Origin of the sequence: Nitrosomonas sp. (genome assembly GCF_019752415.1) — a bacterium.
Classification (GTDB): Bacteria; Pseudomonadota; Gammaproteobacteria; order Burkholderiales; family Nitrosomonadaceae; genus Nitrosomonas.
Genome location: NZ_JAIEME010000010.1, coordinates 1 through 17,777 on the forward strand (window position 1 = coordinate 1; position 17,777 = coordinate 17,777).

13 protein-coding genes and 1 riboswitch are annotated in these 17,777 nt (G+C 48.4%); of the genes, 9 read left to right on the plus strand and 4 right to left on the minus strand.

The genetic code is table 11. The annotated features are described in order from the left end of the window. On the plus strand, positions 1 to 2,587 hold a 2,587-nt coding region (locus K2P83_RS02035; RefSeq protein ID WP_292926208.1), incomplete at its 5' end, for a mechanosensitive ion channel domain-containing protein. 217 nt (positions 2,588 to 2,804) lie between these two features. On the opposite strand, the gene K2P83_RS02040 is transcribed toward K2P83_RS02035, so the two are convergent. Then, entirely contained in the window at positions 2,805 to 4,121 is a 1,317-nt protein-coding gene (locus tag K2P83_RS02040; RefSeq protein ID WP_292926209.1) for a TolC family outer membrane protein, read from the minus strand. A gap of 88 nt (positions 4,122 to 4,209) precedes the next feature. Beyond that, the gene (locus K2P83_RS02045; RefSeq protein WP_292926210.1) at positions 4,210 to 4,863 is read right to left on the minus strand and encodes a protein-L-isoaspartate O-methyltransferase; all 654 of its coding nucleotides are present in this window, start codon (positions 4,861 to 4,863) and stop codon (positions 4,210 to 4,212) included. A gap of 64 nt (positions 4,864 to 4,927) precedes the next feature. Continuing rightward, positions 4,928 to 5,033, plus strand: a riboswitch (TPP riboswitch). A gap of 36 nt (positions 5,034 to 5,069) precedes the next feature. Between K2P83_RS02045 and thiC the strand changes: the two genes are divergently transcribed. From thiC to K2P83_RS02085, 8 genes are all read left to right on the plus strand, one after another. Beyond that, positions 5,070 to 6,965 carry a phosphomethylpyrimidine synthase ThiC gene (gene thiC, locus K2P83_RS02050; protein WP_292926211.1) on the plus strand — a complete coding sequence of 632 codons (1,896 nt, stop codon included), beginning with the start codon at positions 5,070 to 5,072 and terminating at the stop codon, positions 6,963 to 6,965. Positions 6,966 to 7,024: 59 nt separating this feature from the next. Further along, the gene (locus K2P83_RS02055) at positions 7,025 to 7,849 is read left to right on the plus strand and encodes an undecaprenyl-diphosphate phosphatase (protein WP_292926212.1); all 825 of its coding nucleotides are present in this window, start codon (positions 7,025 to 7,027) and stop codon (positions 7,847 to 7,849) included. Between the two features lie 157 nt (positions 7,850 to 8,006). Further along, complete coding sequence (locus tag K2P83_RS02060; RefSeq protein ID WP_292926213.1) at positions 8,007 to 8,411, plus strand: copper resistance CopC family protein; 405 nt, start codon at positions 8,007 to 8,009, stop codon at positions 8,409 to 8,411. A 6-nt stretch (positions 8,412 to 8,417) separates the two neighbouring features. Next, positions 8,418 to 10,439, plus strand: a complete 2,022-nt coding sequence (locus K2P83_RS02065) for a CopD family protein (RefSeq protein WP_292926214.1) — start codon at positions 8,418 to 8,420, stop codon at positions 10,437 to 10,439. A gap of 61 nt (positions 10,440 to 10,500) precedes the next feature. After that, on the plus strand, positions 10,501 to 10,953 hold the full coding sequence (locus tag K2P83_RS02070) for a hypothetical protein (RefSeq protein WP_292926215.1): 453 nt from the start codon (positions 10,501 to 10,503) through the stop codon (positions 10,951 to 10,953). A gap of 212 nt (positions 10,954 to 11,165) precedes the next feature. Then, positions 11,166 to 11,795 (plus strand): PAS domain S-box protein, encoded by a 630-nt coding sequence (locus K2P83_RS02075; RefSeq protein WP_292926216.1) that lies wholly within the window; start codon positions 11,166 to 11,168, stop codon positions 11,793 to 11,795. A gap of 201 nt (positions 11,796 to 11,996) precedes the next feature. Beyond that, entirely contained in the window at positions 11,997 to 12,578 is a 582-nt protein-coding gene (locus tag K2P83_RS02080; RefSeq protein ID WP_292926217.1) for a Crp/Fnr family transcriptional regulator, read from the plus strand. 9 nt (positions 12,579 to 12,587) lie between these two features. Next, positions 12,588 to 15,185 (plus strand): chemotaxis protein CheB, encoded by a 2,598-nt coding sequence (locus K2P83_RS02085; protein ID WP_292926218.1) that lies wholly within the window; start codon positions 12,588 to 12,590, stop codon positions 15,183 to 15,185. 122 nt (positions 15,186 to 15,307) lie between these two features. On the opposite strand, the gene ftsZ is transcribed toward K2P83_RS02085, so the two are convergent. Together ftsZ and ftsA are read right to left on the minus strand one after the other, a co-directional pair. Next, positions 15,308 to 16,459, minus strand: coding sequence for a cell division protein FtsZ (ftsZ, locus tag K2P83_RS02090; protein ID WP_292926219.1), 1,152 nt, complete (start codon positions 16,457 to 16,459; stop codon positions 15,308 to 15,310). Positions 16,460 to 16,527: 68 nt separating this feature from the next. Then, entirely contained in the window at positions 16,528 to 17,766 is a 1,239-nt protein-coding gene (gene ftsA, locus K2P83_RS02095) for a cell division protein FtsA (protein WP_292926220.1), read from the minus strand. Between the last annotated feature and the right edge of the window lie 11 nt (positions 17,767 to 17,777).

Sequence of the window (17,777 nt, forward strand, 5' to 3'; positions counted from 1 at the left end):
AGGCGCCGCCGCGATTCTGACATCTGCCGCCACTACGAATCGTGCAATGGGTGAGGAACTCATACAACAAAATGAAAATTTGGCGCATGATCGTGCTGCTTTGGCCAGTATCGAAGGAGCCCGAGAACGCACTGCAGTAGCCTTGCGTGATAGCCGGACCCGGCTTGAGGTGGGGGGGGCAAGCGAACGCGTTGGTCGTTGGTTGTGGAGTGAGCGGCGCCGGCTAGAATCTCTGGTTCGACTTGAAAACCGGCTGAAATTGATTCGTAATGACCTGGCTGATTTGCGATTGGAACGGGTCGTGCTAAGCGAACAGCAACGAAGCTTGGTCGATATCGGCACTGTTGCCCAGACATTGACAGAGGCGCGTCCGGAGGCGAGCGACGATGGTCACGCCGAAGAAAATGCAAATAACCAGCTATTCCCTTTGCTGCAAAAACGTGCCGAGTTATTAGTCTTGCTGGAGCCTCTACTGCAACGGCGAATCTCGGCACTGGAAAAGAGCGAGCAAACTCTGCAGGAGCAAATCCAAGCTACCGAAGAATTGCAGCAGATGCTAGATCGTCACCTGCTATGGATTCCAAGCCATAGTGTGATCGATACAGACTGGTTGCAACGGCTCCCGGAAGGATTGCTCGACTTGATCAAGCCATCGCGTTTCATTACCACGATGGAGCTGAGTCTGCGCAACTTCCGCCAGCAGTCCCTAATCTGGCTCGGCAGCCTGCTGTTAATGCTGGTCTTGCTGGAACTGCGGCGCCGCGCCCCAGCGCATATTGAGGCTTTAGCAATTGATACCTATCAGATACGCAAAGATAGCTACCAGACGACCATCACTGCATTGGGATGGACCTTGCTGGCTACTTTACCAGGGCCTGTCATGTTGATCTTGTCAGGGCAATTGCTACAAGGTATAGGTGATCCCGGACGATTCAGTCATTCCGTAGGCCAGGCTTGCATGTTGCTGGTAATGCCGGTACTGATAGTGCAATTGCTGCGCTGGACCAGTATGGAACGCGGCCTTGGTCACGCGCATTTTCGCTGGACTCGGCAGCGTCGTGTCGCATTGCGCTATGGTTTGCCGAGAATCGCTGTTGTCGTTTTACCGCTATATTTCATCTGTTCGCTGGCATTTATCCGTAAGCTTGACTTGGCTATTGATGTGCAGGCGCGCGTTGCTATTGTGCTGTGTTGCGTGGGACTTGCTTGGTCCCTTTGGCGTCTGCTGGATGTTGGCCGTCTCTGGGTTGTTCGAGGCGTAATCGGTGAACCGTCGAGGCTGCGCAAGCTGCTGCGTCTGCTTCTGCCGCTATTATTGCTGGCTATTGCAACATTGGCGCTAGCCGGTTATATCTATTCTGCGGGTATGATGCTGCAGTCGTTACTGGCCAGCTTTGGTGTAATCGTTACGATTACCATCGCGCTGGGAATGCTCTCACGCTGGTTTTTGCTCGGAGAACGGCGGCTTATGCTGCAGCGGCTAGAGGAACGCCGCGCAAAGGCAGCTCAAGATAGCGTGGCAACCGGCGAGGTAACGGCAGAGCCGGAAGAAAATATCACGCTCGAACAGGTTAACGCGCAGACCAAACGGCTGCTTCGGGCGCTGCGTTTAAGTCTGCTCGCGTTGGGTCTGATTTGGGTCTGGTCTGCGGTGCTGCCGGCCATCGCGCGTTTGGACGAGATCGCGTTATGGCACTTCAGCGATAGCGGCCCAGATGGAACCACGATCCAGCAACCAGTCACTTTGATAGCTGTATTGCTGGGCATTTTTACACTGATTCTGACTACAGTTGGCGCCAGAAACCTGCCGGGATTGATTGAGATTAGTTTATTGTCACATATCCGCATTGATGCAGCTTCACGGTATGCCATCACCAGCGTGTTACGCTACACTATCGTCATTGGGGGCACCCTGGTGGGATTGAGTTTTTTGGGCATGCGCTGGTCGCAGTTGCAGTGGATGGCGGCAGCTTTAACGGTCGGACTCGGATTTGGCCTGCAGGAAATCTTTGCTAACTTTGTGTCCGGTATCATTTTGTTGTTTGAGCGGCCATTTCGGGTTGGTGATGTGATCACGGTCGGCGATCTTTCCGGGCGGGTTACCCGTATCCGTACTCGCGCGACCACCGTTCTTGATTTCGATAACAAAGAAATTGTGATTCCCAATAAAACCTTCATTACTGGTCAGCTCATTAACTGGACATTGACTGATACGATCACTCGAGTTGTTATCCGGGTAGGGGTTGTCTACAGCGCTGATCCGAATAAAGTACGTACGCTGCTATTGCAGGCTGCCAGGGAAGATGAACGAGTGCTGGCGGAACCAGAACCTTCATGCTGGTTATTGACTTTCGGTGCAAGCTCTCTCGATTTTGAGCTTCGTGTATTTGTTAACACCGTAATTCATCGGCTGGAAGTCCAGAATGCGCTGAATACAAGAATCATGGCATTATTTGCCGAGCATGGCGTTGAAATTGCCTTTCCACAACTCGATTTGCATGTGCGTGACTTGCCATCTGAATTGACACGTAGCCAGACTCCTAATGCAATAAAGCAGGAAGAAGCGAAGACAGATCAATCGGGCTAACAAGGCTGTTGAAAAACTATCGGAGTTGTTGTTGTGATGCTAAAAATGCTTATTTATCACGCATAAACGGCAGTTTTCACCTGTTTTTGCCTTGCATCGGCTGTCTCGAATCCATTTTTAACGGCTTGCTAACCGCAAGGCATGTGTAAAATTATGAAGTGGAATAGTGGCCGTGCTCGTTTGGAATTATCCTGCCTTTATTTCGAGGAATTGCCGATTACTTGGTCAGCATCGCGTTAATTTGTGTCAGCGTATCCTCGTCCAGTTCACCCGCTTCCGCGCTCAGACGTAATCTGGACATTAAATAGCTGTGATAAGCTTTGGCTAAGTCGCGTTTGGCAGAGTAAAGTTGTTGCTGAACATTTAGCACATCCACTTCGGTTCTAACGCCGACTTGTTGTCCAAGAATAGTTGAATCTAACTGACTTTGACTGGATTTCAAAGCTTGCTTGAGTGCTTTTACCTGCGCAATACCATTCGTGACATTCAGATATTGCTGGCGTATTTGTAGCGTGATGTTACGCCGGGCGTTCTCCAAATCGTGTAATGCTCTATTCTGCAGCGCCAATGCTTCGCGCACTTGGGACTGCACAGAAAACCCCTGGAATATGGGAAAATTAAGTTGCAGCCCGATTGATTTTGATGTGAGATCAATTCCACGGCCAGTAATCGCACCACCAACACCGGTCTGATCACTGTATTGAGCGACCAAATCCACTGTCGGGTAATGTTGCGCCCAGACTTTTTTTACATCCTGTTGCGCTATTTCATACGCAGCTTGCTGGATTTTCAGAGCAAAGTTCTTTTCTTCAGCAACACGCACCCATTCGTCCATGCTGCTATAACGCAAATTAGTCAAATCTGCGGCAATTTCTTTAGCGCCCACGAGATTTTCAGGGAAGCGGTCAATAATGCCTTGTAACGTGCGTTTCTTGATTTCAAGTGCATTACGCGCAGCGATTTCTTGCGAAATAACCAGATCATGACGTGCTTGTGCTTCATTGGTATCCACAATGGTGGATACGCCTACCTCGAAATTGCGCTTGGCTTGTTCCAGCTGTATCAGAATGGCTTTTTTCTGCGCTTCGGCGACTTCGACATCGATCTGAGCATCCAAAACATCAAAATAAGCTTGCGCAACCCGCAATATCAAATCCTGTGCGGCAACGACAAATTGTGCATCGGCTTTGCTGACTTCTATTTTCGACTGCTGATAGATGACAATATTCTGCATCCGGAAGAGCGGTTGCGTCGCGGAAAGGACAAGACCTCTGTTTTGAATAATATTTGTGCCGGCGAAACTGGTTTCTACTTCTTGCACCTGGCGCGTTGCCGAGAACGTGATATTCGGTAAAAACCCGGCTCTACCTTGCGGTAATTTTTCTTCTGCAGCTTGATAAGCAGCACGTGCCGATCGATACTGTGGATCTTGGGTTAACGCCTCCTGATAGATACCCATCAAATCGGCTGCTTGCAGAGAGCAATGCCATAGAATGCCGATAAAGACCGCAAAAACAAATTGCAAGAATTTCATGGATTTTTCCGATAGGAATTCGGAGCTGATGAAGCTTCAGTTATAAGTCGAACACAGGGTCGGATAACACATGTAATTTCTTTAATACTCAAAAGGTAAACCTTGTCGGTTGCAGCGCATTGATGAGCGGTGGTGTGCTGGTTTCAAACAGCTTGGTTGTGGTGAATTCGCCGGGTACTATACAAGTGATCAGTAAAGCTTCCATGACCGGATCTTCTCCGACAATCGCAAATAATCGTCCTCCCGGATTTAAGCTTTTCTGGAATGCATCGGGTAAACCGGGCGTCGATGCCGTTAAAACAATCACATCATAAGGTTCATTTTTGGACCAACCACGTGCAGCATCACCCAGTTCGATGGTTACATTTGTGATTTCGTGCGCTTTAAGATTATTTTCTGCGAACGTTTTGAGTTCAGGAATGATTTCCACACTGTAAACATGCGCACCTTGATCGGCCAGCAGCGCCGTCAAGTATCCGCTGCCACTGCCAACTTCAAGAATTTTGTCTGTGTTTTTGACGTGAAGTTCCTGCACTACGCGTGCTTCCATTTTGGGGGTAAGCATTACTTGGCCATAACCCAGCGGAATTTCCATATCGACAAAAGCCATTGCGCGATTCTCGGCTGGAACAAATTCTTCACGTTTTATTTTATATAGTAAATCCAGTACGTTATCATCCAATACATTCCATGTGCGGATTTGCTGCGCAACCATATTAAATCGAGTTTGTTCAAGATTCATTTCTAATCCGTATTCTCAAATTGATGTAAGACTTGCAATTATTTCACATTTCCATTAGCTTCACAGCATCAGCTAGGGGTCCGTTTTCAGAATTGTCTGATATTTGGTGAGATAGTCCCTTAATACCTGACGCGGATAATGCCGCCGTAGGGAAGCTGGGATTTATTCTCCCGCTCTTTATGGCACTTCTAAGGAGCAATACTATTATGAGCATTACAGTTTTAAACCCAAAAAGTTTTTCCAACACAACCGCTGAAGTCGATGCAGCAGCCGTAAAACCGCTACCGAATTCACGCAAAATCTATGTACAAGGCTCGCGAACCGATATTCAGGTGCCAATGCGGGAAATCCGCCAGAGCGATACTACCACCAGTGCCGGCGCGGAAAAAAATCCGCCGATCTGGGTCTACGATACCTCCGGTCCCTATACTGATCCAGCGATAAAGATAGATATCCGTTCCGGATTGTCGGCATTGCGCGAAAAGTGGATTGATGGGCGTAATGATACCGAAATATTATCAGGTCTCAATTCTGCTTACAGCCTGGAACGTTTAAAAGACCCTAAGCTTGCAGACATGCGCTTTAACTTGCAACGACAACCGCGCCGCAGCAAGGCCGGATTAAATGTCACACAGATGCATTATGCACGCCGCGGCATCATTACACCAGAAATGGAGTTTATCGCGATTCGCGAGAATCAGCACGTTGAGGCATTCAATGCGCAAAATCATGAATTATTAACCCGTCAGCATCCGGGCCAGGATTTTGGCGCATCATTACCCAAACTAATAACTCCGGAATTTGTGCGCGATGAGGTAGCGCGAGGGCGCGCCATCATCCCGGCTAATATCAACCATCCTGAATCCGAACCAATGATTATCGGACGTAATTTCTTGGTGAAAATCAACGCGAATATCGGCAATTCCGCATTAGGTTCCAGTATTCAGGAAGAAGTGGAAAAAATGACCTGGGCGATCCGTTGGGGCGGTGACACGGTGATGGATCTTTCTACCGGCAAGAACATTCACGAAACACGCGAATGGATTATCCGCAACAGCCCGGTGCCGATTGGCACAGTGCCTATTTATCAGGCTTTGGAAAAAGTCGATGGCAAAGCCGAGGAATTAACCTGGGAAATTTTCCGTGATACGTTGATCGAACAAGCCGAGCAAGGTGTTGATTACTTTACCATCCATGCCGGTGTGCGCCTTGCGTATGTGCCGATGACCGCGAAACGCATGACGGGTATCGTTTCTCGCGGCGGTTCGATTATGGCTAAATGGTGTTTGTCACATCACAAGGAAAGTTTCCTGTATACGCACTTTGAAGAAATTTGCGAGATCATGAAGGCTTATGATGTTAGCTTCTCTCTGGGTGATGGGCTCCGTCCTGGCTCTATTTATGATGCGAATGATGAAGCACAATTTGCCGAACTGAAAACGCTGGGTGAATTAACCAAGATAGCTTGGAAACATGATGTGCAAACCATGATCGAAGGACCCGGCCATGTGCCGATGCACTTGATCAAGGAAAATATGGAATTGCAATTAAAGTATTGCGATGAGGCACCTTTTTATACGCTGGGTCCGCTGACGACCGACATCGCCCCAGGTTACGATCACATTACATCTGCTATTGGCGCTGCGATGATCGGTTGGTATGGTACCGCGATGTTGTGTTATGTAACGCCTAAAGAGCATCTGGGTTTGCCGGACAAGGATGATGTCAAGGACGGTATTATTACCTACAAGATCGCCGCGCATGCAGCGGATCTGGCAAAAGGACATCCCGGTGCGCAAATTCGGGATAATGCGCTGTCCAAAGCACGTTTTGAATTCCGTTGGGAAGACCAGTTTAATCTCAGTCTGGATCCGGACAAGGCGCAACAGTTCCATGATGAGACCTTGCCACAGGATGGCGCAAAGGTGGCGCATTTCTGTTCCATGTGTGGCCCGCATTTCTGTTCAATGAAAATTACTCAGGATGTGCGGGAATATGCCGCCAATCAGGGGGTCGCTGAAGAAGATGCCTTGAAGCTGGGAATGGCGCAAAAATCAGCGGAGTTTAAGGAGAAGGGCGCGGAAATTTACAATAAATTGTAAAGTTGATTGCACGTTCTTATTGTCAAATTCAATCTTATAAAAGCATAGAACACCACGATATGGATTTAAATTTACTGTTAAAAGCGTTGACCCTGGGCATTGTTGAAGGATTGACTGAATTTCTGCCGGTTTCTTCCACCGGTCATTTGATCCTGGTCGGTGATTTGCTTGATTTCAATGATGAGCGCGCCATGGTATTTACCATCGCGATTCAGTTGGGTGCGATTTTGGCAGTTTGCTGGGAATATCGCAGTAAGATCATCGAAGTGATCCAAGGAATCGGCTCCAATCCGGCAGCCAATCGTTTTGTGATCAACCTGCTGATTGCATTTTTACCAGCCGCGATCATGGGCTTACTGTTTATTAAAACCATCAAATTCTATTTGTTTCATCCCGTACCGGTTGCACTGGCGTTGATCATCGGCGGTTTCCTAATTTTGTGGGCAGAGCGCAGAACACATGTGATTGAAGTGGAACAAGTCGATGATATGGACTGGAAACACGCATTGAAAGTCGGGTTGGCACAATGCCTTGCGCTAATTCCTGGCACTTCACGCTCGGGTGCTACGATTATCGGGGGGTTGTTTTTTGGCTTATCGCGCAAAGCCGCCACAGAATTTTCATTTTTCCTGGCAATTCCCATCATGTTTGCAGCCACTTTTTATGATGTCTACAAGCATCGTGAGTTTTTAGAATGGGATGATTTGGGCATGTTTGCGGTGGGTTTTGTGGCTGCTTTCATCAGTGCGCTGTTGGCGGTGCGCGGGCTGATCCGCTTTATCAGTAATCATGATTTTACGGTATTTGCCTGGTATCGCATCGTATTTGGTATGGTCATATTGGTGACAGCATACACGGGTGCCATTGGCTGGTCGGAAATGTGAATAGGATAAAAGGCGAATTTAGTCTATATTTGAAGGAGTCTAAGCAAACAGCAATATAGATCAAAAAACAGAAGCTGTTTGGTTTGATAGATGCTCGGAACTAAATTAAAGCTCCGCTCTCACAAGGTGATATAACAAATCTAAAAGGAGTTTACGAATGAAAATAAAATGGCCTGGATTTATTTTTAAGCGATTCTTAGCGTTATCCGTAATAGTAGCGGCAATGACGCTTATGCAGGCAAGCCAAGTATTGGCACACGCCTCCTTAGTTAAAGCTGAGCCCGCTCGTCGTGCTGTGCTTTCCACACCACCCGCACGGATTCATCTCTGGTTCAATGAAGAAATTGAACCCGCCTATGCGGCGCTTTCGGTACTCAATGAGGATAAAAAATCTATTACGGATAACAAAGTAGAAGTGGATTCAAAAGACCCGAAGTCTGTTGTTCTGGAATTACCGGATATGCAACCAGGGCGCTACACCGTGAAATTCCGAGTGCTTTCTGTCGATGGTCACGTGGTTGATTCAGAATACAATTTCACAGTTGCAAGCGAAAAAAAGTAAAAAAAGATGATAGAGATCGTTGCTACATTTGCCCGTTGGTCACAGCTGATTGCTAATCTGATATTGTTCGGTAGCTGTATTTTTCTTGCTATCGCTGGGCAACAAAAAGCTGTATTTGAAAGCGCTTGGGTAGTCCGGCTGGAAAAAATATTTCCATGGTTGGGTGGCGTCATTTTACTGGGATTGCTCGTTATTCTGGCGACAACAACAGGCGAAGCAACCGGTATTGCTGCTAATACGTGGCGGCCTGAAGCTTGGCTGGAAGTCGTGCAACAGACTCGCGTAGGAAAAATTTGGGCGGCTCGTGCGGTATTTGCGGTAGTTTTGTTAGGAGTCGCGCTATATATTCAGCATGTTTACAGGGTGAGGTGGCATTACATCCTATGCGCGGTTGTTGCGTCTTTACCTTTGATGATCGGATCACTCGTAAGCCATTCTGCCGCAGATGAAATGTCTGTCGTTTCAATACTGCCGTATGCGCTGCATGTTCTTTTCGCGGGTATCTGGTTTGGCGCTTTGCCTGCTGTCTTATTAATAATATTTAGTAAGAACTATTCAGACCAATCGTTGGATTTGCTGAGTATTAATAGCTTGAAAAAGTTTTCTTCTTTGGCTTTGCCAGCTATGGTCATGATTATGGCCACAGGCATTATCGTTGCTGACCGCATGATCGAGGAAGACTACCATGCAATGGTTGCTAGTTCGTATGGTTGGTTATTAAACATAAAACTCACATTATTGGCGATGATTTTAATCATCGCCTTTCAAGCTCGTTCCAGATGGTTGCCTTTGTTGATTCGAGCTAATACTGGCGAAGAAACTCAAAGCGGTGGCCAACAAATGAAGCGGTGGGTAAGCGTTGAATTTGTTCTTGCTATGATCTTGGTATTATTGGCGACTATCGTATCTAATACCAAACCAGCAAAGCATGCTATGGTTGAGAATTGGCCCTATCCTTTTAGATTTTCAATCGATGCTACCTGGGAAGAACCCTATGTTCAGATTTTTTTCTGGATTGGTGTGACACTTTTCATATTGGCAGCTGGCTCAATCGGGTTAGGTATTAAAAGCAAATGGGATATAAAAAAACGCCTTGGTGTCCCATTTGTCTTAACAATGGCCGCCTTTGCAATAGCATTACCTAAACTGGCAGTGGTTGCTTATCCTGAAACTTACCAGAGTACGCCCGTTCCTTTTGACGCGATCTCTATCTCTAATGGATCGAAATTATTTTCACAGAATTGTACGACTTGCCATGGTCCGCAAGGTAAAGGCAATGGAATTATTGCAAAAACTTTTAATCCACCGCCCACTGATTTATTGACTGAAGCACACACGGCAAAACATACTGCTGGAGATTTCTTCCATTGGCTAACACATGGAATAGCTGCGACGGGTATGCCAAGTTTTTCCAGTAATTTGTCAGAAGAGGATCGCTGGGATGTTGTCAATTACATTCATGCCATGTCGCGCGGTTATAAAGCGCGCCTTCAGAGTCCTGAGATTGTTCCTGAGAGACCCTCTATTGGCCCGCCTATTTTTTCGTATTTTGCAAATGATGGATCCAGTGGGGTTCTAAAGGATTTTCGGCTTAAGAAAAATGTAATGATCGTATTATTCACTTGGCCGCAATCACAGGAACGACTGCAAGAATTGAAAGCATCGTATGATAAGCTCCAGGAGCTTAATACAATCATTTTAGCGATCCCGATGAGTAATCTGGACAAACAAGAAATCATAGATATGGCAGCGGATATTCCTTATCCGGTTGTAACAGAAGGTTCATTAGAGATAAAAAATAGCTATACTTTATTTCGAAGAACGCTTACTAATCCGGATATATTAAATGAGGGCGTGATCCCGGAGCACCTTGAGTTTTTGATAGATCGCTTTGGCTATTTGCGTGCGAGGTGGATACCTGCTATCGACGAAAGTGGCTGGGCAGATATCAGTGTTCTGACACAACAGCTTGCTCAGCTGAATAGTGAAAAGGAAATTCTTCCGCCACCCAGTGACCATGTTCATTAATGCGGCGAAATTCTTTTCGCTTTGACCATTTTATTTTAATTAATACTCTGCGAGTAAATTGATGATAAGACAATTCATTCCATTAGCTTTGTTAAGCGCGATAGTGATGTTGTCACAGTTTGCTTGGTCCCATACTGATGAGTATTTGGCTACAGTTGAAGCGCCTCATGGCGGCCAACTTCGTGCAGCAGGTCCCTTTCATTTAGAGTTAGTTGCCAAGGATGGTGAGTTGACAGTGTATGTAACCGATCATGGGGATATACCAATTCCAGTGCAGGGTGGGCACGGTAAAGCAAATATTCAAGTAGGCAAGGCTAGTGAGCGAAAAGCCGTAATCCTTGTGCCAGAAAATGGAAATATAATGAGAGCAAGCGGTCAGTTTAAAATTACTCCAGACACTTCAATTGCGGTTTTTATAGCAATTCCCGAATATGAAACGCAAGGAGCACGTTTTACCCCACTCGCGCCTAAAGGAGATGGTGGTCGTAGACATAACCACGACCACGATCATTAATTAGAGTTCTGTCAGAAAATTAGCAAAACATAGTGGCGATAGCCCATTTTTCCTTGAGACTTTGAAATAGTTTTAAACAGCAACCAATCAGCAATTGGCAATATTTATGGCGCATCTACAAAGGCAATTAAAAACTTCAAAAACACACTAAAATTCATAATCAGAATTTGATAAAAAAGTTTGTTTATATTTTATATATACCAGGAGTTTATATGCACGGTCCCGGCACTCCCAACATTAGTCTTGATCCCCAAACAATTCTGCGCCAAGAGGCGGAAGCCTTGATTAAAAAGGGTTCTGCTAAACCCACACTGGGGTGGGTGCCCGGTATCAATGCACTGTCAATGTTGTATGACCTGGCCAGGGCTCCTGAAACCGCTGGCGATGCGCTCAAATTTCTTCACGAGCTCCAAGTCCACCAAGTGGAACTGGATCTTCAGCATGAACAGATGGAACAGGACCGGAGCGAGCTTGCGGAAGAGCTGACGCATTTTGTCGCTCTGTATGATTTCGCACCGGTCGCATACTTCACTGTTGATTCCAGCGACAGAATCATCCAAGGCAATCGCGCCGGTGCCAGCCTATTGGGTGTCGCTTGCGGCGAATTGAGCGGGAAACGATTCGACAGCTTCTTCACACCTGCCAGCGGATTGGCGCTGCTTGCATTGTTGAAGCGGCTACGCTCCGGCAGCATCAGAGAAACCTGCGCGGTGAAAATTGACAGTGGTGAAGGTGTTTCACGCGACTTGCAGGTCGTGGCCAGCGTCTCGCCAAGCAACGGATATTTGCTGCTGGTACTTATGGATACAAGCGATCACCAGGAGCTTGACTCGCGTATTTGAGTCTTGCTCATACGATTGGCCCCAACCAATAAGGTATGAATGACTACTCAACAATTATCAATTCACTCGACCTGCCAAGAAGACCTGCAGCTGAACCGGCTGCTTGCGGTCCTGCCTGACGATGCTTTGAAGCGTTTGTCGCCACACCTGGTAAAGATAGAAATTCCCGCTGGCAAGGTGCTCTAAGAGTCGGGCAGCGAATTGAAGAACCTCTATTTTCCGCTCGACTCGATCGTTGTGCTGCTGTGCCAGATGGAAAATGGCGCTTCTACCGAGACAGCGATTATTGGCAACGATGGCCTCGTCGGCGTATCGTTGTTCATGGGCGGCACCACCTTGTCACAAGCGGTGGTGCAAAGTGCAGGCTGCGCGTTCAGAATTAAGGCCGCTCCAATGAAAACGGAGTTTGACCGGAATGGTGCCATGATGCACCTGCTGCTTCGCTACACGCAGGCGCTCATTACACAGGTGGCCCAGACGGCGGTGTGCAACCGTCACCATTTGCTGGAACAGAAGCTATGCCGCTGGCTGTTGCTGAGTCTGGATCGCCTGCCGGGTAACGAATTGATGATCACACAGGAAGTCATCGCGGGTATGCTGGGCGTGCGCAGGGAAGGCATTACCGAGGCTGCCCGCACCCTGCAAAAGCTGGAACTGATCGCCTATCAACGCGGACACATCACGGTGCTCGATCGTGCCGGCTTGGAAGCCAGAGTTTGCGAGTGCTATGCCGTAGTGAAGCGCGAATCACAACGGCTGTTGCCGGAACGGCTGGCGACCTGAAAACTGCCCATGGACTCTCTGCCTGGCATCAACCAACCCGCTAATCCGTCGACTATAACGCGCATCGTCGGCATCGGCGCTTCGGCCGGGGGCCTTGCGGCACTGGAACTATTTATGGAGCAGGTGCCGCCGGAGAGCGGCCTGGCCTATGTCGTGGTGCAGCATCTTGATCCTACGCAAAAAGCTTTGTTGGCTGAGTTACTTCAGCGTGTCACCGAGCTGCCGGTACGAGAGGCTGAAAATAGGATGCGCGTCGAGCCGAATTGCGTGTATATAATCCCACCGAACACGGAACTCAGCGTGGTTGACGGTGTGCTGAATCTGGCAAAACCCACCGAGCCGCGTGGTTTGCGGTTGCCAATCAACGTTTTGTTTTCTTCCCTGGCGCGCGACCAGGGTGAACGCGCGATTGCGGTGATTTTGTCCGGTATGGGGTCGGACGGCACGCTAGGTTTGCAGGCGATCCGGGCATTGGGCGGTCTAACTGTTGTGCAGCAGCCCGATTCGGCGCAGTTCGACTCCATGCCTCGGAGCGCCATTGCCGCTGATTGCGCCGACATTATCGCATCACCAGCCGAGTTACCAGCGCGCATTCTGGCCTATACTGCCCAGGCACCCAAGCTGCAGGAGCCGGGCATCGCTGCCGAGGAAGTGGTTCAAGCATCTTCGGAACTCCCGGCTTTGCCGGTGAATCCACTGCAAAGCATTTTCAGCTTATTACGCCAGCAAACCCGGCACGATTTTTCCGTGTACAAACCCAGCACCCTGCATCGCCGCATCGAGCGGCGTATGGCAATCCACGGGATCACCACACTGGCGCTGTACGCAGAATTCATGCAACAGAATACGCAAGAGATTGATCTACTGTTCAAGGAGTTGCTGATCGGCGTGACCAGCTTCTTTCGTGACCCCGCAGTCTGGCAACAATTGGCGGATTTCATTCTGCCGGAACTGCTGGCGCGGCAGACCACCGAGAAAAAACTGCGCGCTTGGGTTGTCGGCTGCTCAACCGGAGAGGAAGCCTATTCATTGGCCATCCTATTCAATGAGGTAGTGCAGCGACTGTCACTACACCACGATTACACGCTGCAAATTTTCGCCACGGATCTCAACCCGGATGGCATTGCTATGGCACGCCGCGGGCTATATCCTGCCTCGATCAGCGCTGACGTGTCAGCGGAAAGATTGGCGCGTTTTTTCAGCGCACACGATAAATACTACCGGATCAGCAAGAACATCCGCGATATGGTGTTGTTTGCGCAGCACGATGTGGTGCTCGATTCACCTTTCACCAAGCTCAACTTGCTTTCTTGCCGCAACCTGATGATCTACTTCGACGCCACGCTTCAGCGCAGATTATTGCCCTTGTTTCACTACAGCCTGCGTCCAGGCGGCGTGCTGCTATTGGGAAGTTCGGAGACAATCGGGCGATTCGAGCAGCTGTTCACCCCGATCGAGTCGAGATTGCGGTTATATTTGCGTCAAGACAATGCTTCCAACACCGACCAGGATCTGTTGGTGAAGTCGTTTCCTCCCCTGTCCAAGAATAAAAAGGAACTTCCAGTGCCCCATCCCACCCTTACTTCCCAACCCGCTGAGAATTTACAAACGGCCGCCGATCAGGTGTTATTGCAGATGTATGCACGTGCTGACGTGGTCGTCAATAACGCTGGCGACATCGTCTACATCAGCGGGCGCACCGGCAACTACCTGGAACCGGCCGCAGGTAAAGCCAATTGGAACTTCTACGCCATGGTGCGTGAGGGTTTACGCGCACCACTTGCCGATGCATTGAAACAGGCCGCCACGGAAAGCGAGCCGGTACAGTTGCGCGGTTTGCAAGTACAAGGCGCGGAAGGCGTGCAGCGTGTCGATGTTACCGTGCAGGCATTCCGCGAACCCGCTGTTTTGCAAGGCATGTTGCTGATCGTATTCCGTGATGTGGCGATGCCGTCGCCACGACGTGGAGGGCGTAAGGGGAAGAGTCTAGTGGAGGCTTCTCATGAGTTTGACTTGCAACAATATCAGGACGAAATCCTGAAACTGCGCGAAGAGGCGCATGCATCAAACGAAGAACTGCAATCGACCAACGAGGAGTTGCAATCGACCAACGAAGAATTGCAATCGGCCAATGAGGAACTAACCACTTCGAAAGAAGAAATGCAATCTATGAACGAGGAGCTGCACGCGATCAATGCTGAGTTGCAGACTAAACTCGACGATCTCGCTCTCGCCGAGAGCGACATGAAGAATCTGCTTAACAGTACTGACATTGCGATATTGTTCCTGGATCAGAAATTGAACGTTAGGCGCTATACCGAGCAGGCGTCGAAGATCATCAGTGTCCGGGAAAGTGACATTGGCCGGCCGCTTAGCGACCTTACCACCATCTTGCAATACCCGACGTTGCAAGACGATGCGAAAGAAACGCTGCGTACTTTAATTTTTTCCGAAAAACAGATTTCCACCGCAGATGACCGTTGGTATTCTGTGCGAATTATGCCGTATCGAAGACTGGACAATGTAATCGACGGCGCCGTAATCACCTTTGTCGACATCTCCGCTACGAAGCGATTGGAATCGAAACTCCGCCAAGATCTGGATTAATGACTGTCCGATCAGATATCGGACAGTGCATATAAACAACGTATCGCAAGCTATTTGATAGCATTGACAACCTTGTCGAATTACCAACAGGGTTGTCAAACGGCTTTCAACTTAATCAGATTCTAATCCGCTTGCCTTCTCAAGAAAGCCGGAATATCCATGGGATCAACACCGGATTGACGCATCGCTGCTACGGTGGCATTGCTTCTTCTACCTGTACGCATGACGGCTGGCTCTTCTGCTGAATAAATTGAATCTCTGTCATCGGTTCCAGTACGGTTGTGGATAACAGTCAATGGTGTATTCTGGCTCTGGCTGACTAAACTGCCAAGCCCGGTCGCGACCATGGTTACGCGCAAATTATCAGCCATATTTTCATCAATCACTGTGCCCACAATAATTGTTGCATCTTCAGCGGTGAGATCTTTAATCGTATTCATCACTTCATGGACTTCGCGCATTTTCAGTGATTGACTGGCGGTGATATTTACCAAAATACCCCGCGCACCGGCCAGGGAAATATCTTCTAGCAGTGGACTTGAAACGGCACGTTCTGCTGCAACACGCGCGCGATCAACACCCATCGCTATTGCGGATCCCATCATTGCCATACCCATTTCTGACATCACGGTTTTGACGTCAGCAAAGTCGACGTTAACCAAACCCGGACAATTAATGACTTCCGCGATACCGGCTACTGCACCATACAGCACATCGTTGGCGGCTTTAAATGCATCCAGCATGGAGATATCATTACCTAACACCATCATTAGTTTATCGTTAGGGATCACGATCAATGAATCAACGTGCTGTGACAGTGCCTCCATTCCTGCCTTAGCGGCTACCAGGCGTTTTCCTTCAAATGCAAATGGCTTGCTGACAACAGCTACGGTTAGAATACCCATTTCTTTGGCAACTTGTGCGACAACGGGCGCTGCACCTGTCCCTGTTCCACCCCCCATACCTGCGGTGATAAACAGCATATCCGCGCCCTGAATCAACTCGGCAATCCGGTCACGATCTTCCAGTGCGGCTTCACGTCCAATTTCAGGATTTGCTCCTGCACCCAATCCTTTGGTAATACCTGTACCCAGTTGCAGTATTGTTGGCGCTTTATTTCCTTTCAATGCTTGCGCATCAGTATTCATACTGATGAACTCAACGCCTTGCATGCCATTCTGGATCATATGGTCCACTGCATTGCTTCCGCAACCACCAACACCAACAACTTTGATGACTGCCTCTTGAGTATCGTTATTCATGATTTCGAACATAATGTTTCTCCTTTAGTACATTGAAATTAAAGCCGCTTGACTGCAAATACAACCCTTGAAATTTCTACTTAAAAATTTCTTTGAAACCACCCCTTCATTCTGGAAAAAATCTGCTTGGCAGAACCTCCCTGCATTCTTGAACCCTGTTGATGCTGCATCTGCTCGATACCGGCCAGGATTAAACCAATACCTGTCGAGTACCGAGGCGTATGAATCACTTCCTTTAAATTGCCATGATAATTAGGTAGGCCTAATCGCACGGGCATGTGAAAAATCTCTTCGCCCAGTTCCACCATGCCGCGTAATGAAGCAGATCCGCCCGTTATTACGATTCCTGAGGACAGTAATTCTTCAAACCCGCTACGGCGTAACTCGGCTTGCACCAGACAGTAAAGTTCCTCCGCGCGGGGCTCAATCACTTCAGCTAGGGTTTGTTTGGATAACTGGCGCGAACCGCGATTACCCACATCGGGCACTTCCACCATCTCTTGCGTATCGGCAAGACTTCTTAATGCACACCCGTAGCGGCACTTGATATCTTCAGCACTCTTCGTCGGGGTACGTAATGCCATCGCAATATCATTGGTTATTTGATCGCCTGCAATTGGAATGACCGCGGTATGCCGGATTGCCCCATGTGTAAATACCGCGATATCTGTCGTTCCGCCGCCGATATCCACTAAGCAGACACCCAGATCTTTTTCATCGTCGGATAAAACGGCCATTGCGGACGCCAGCGGTTGTAATATTAAATCCCGAACTTCCAGGCCGCATCGATGTACACATTTCACGATATTCTGAGCGGCAGATACTGCACCGGTCACAATATGCACTTTCACTTCCAGTCGTATGCCGCTCATACCCACCGGTTCACGTACATCTTCCTGGCCGTCAATAATGAATTCCTGATTCAGGATGTGCAGGATTTGCTGATCAGCCGGTATGTTCACAGCTTTTGCCGCTTCCATCACCCGTTCCACATCTTTTTCGGTGACTTCTTTGTCCTTAATGGGCACCATGCCATCGGAATTAAAGCCTTTGATATGGCTGCCGGCTATCCCGGTATAAACTTCATGAATCTTGCAATCGGCCATCAATTCCGCTTCTTCTAATGCACGTTGAATGGCATTCACCGTTGTTTCGATGTTGGCCACCACACCTTTTTTCAATCCGCGTGAGGGATGGCTGCCTAAACCAATCACCTCAAAGCCGCCTTCTGGAATAACTTCCGCGACGATGGCCACAATTTTTGATGTGCCAATGTCTAGGCCGACAACCAAATTTCTATTTTCTCTAGCTTTATTCATCTAGCTCCATC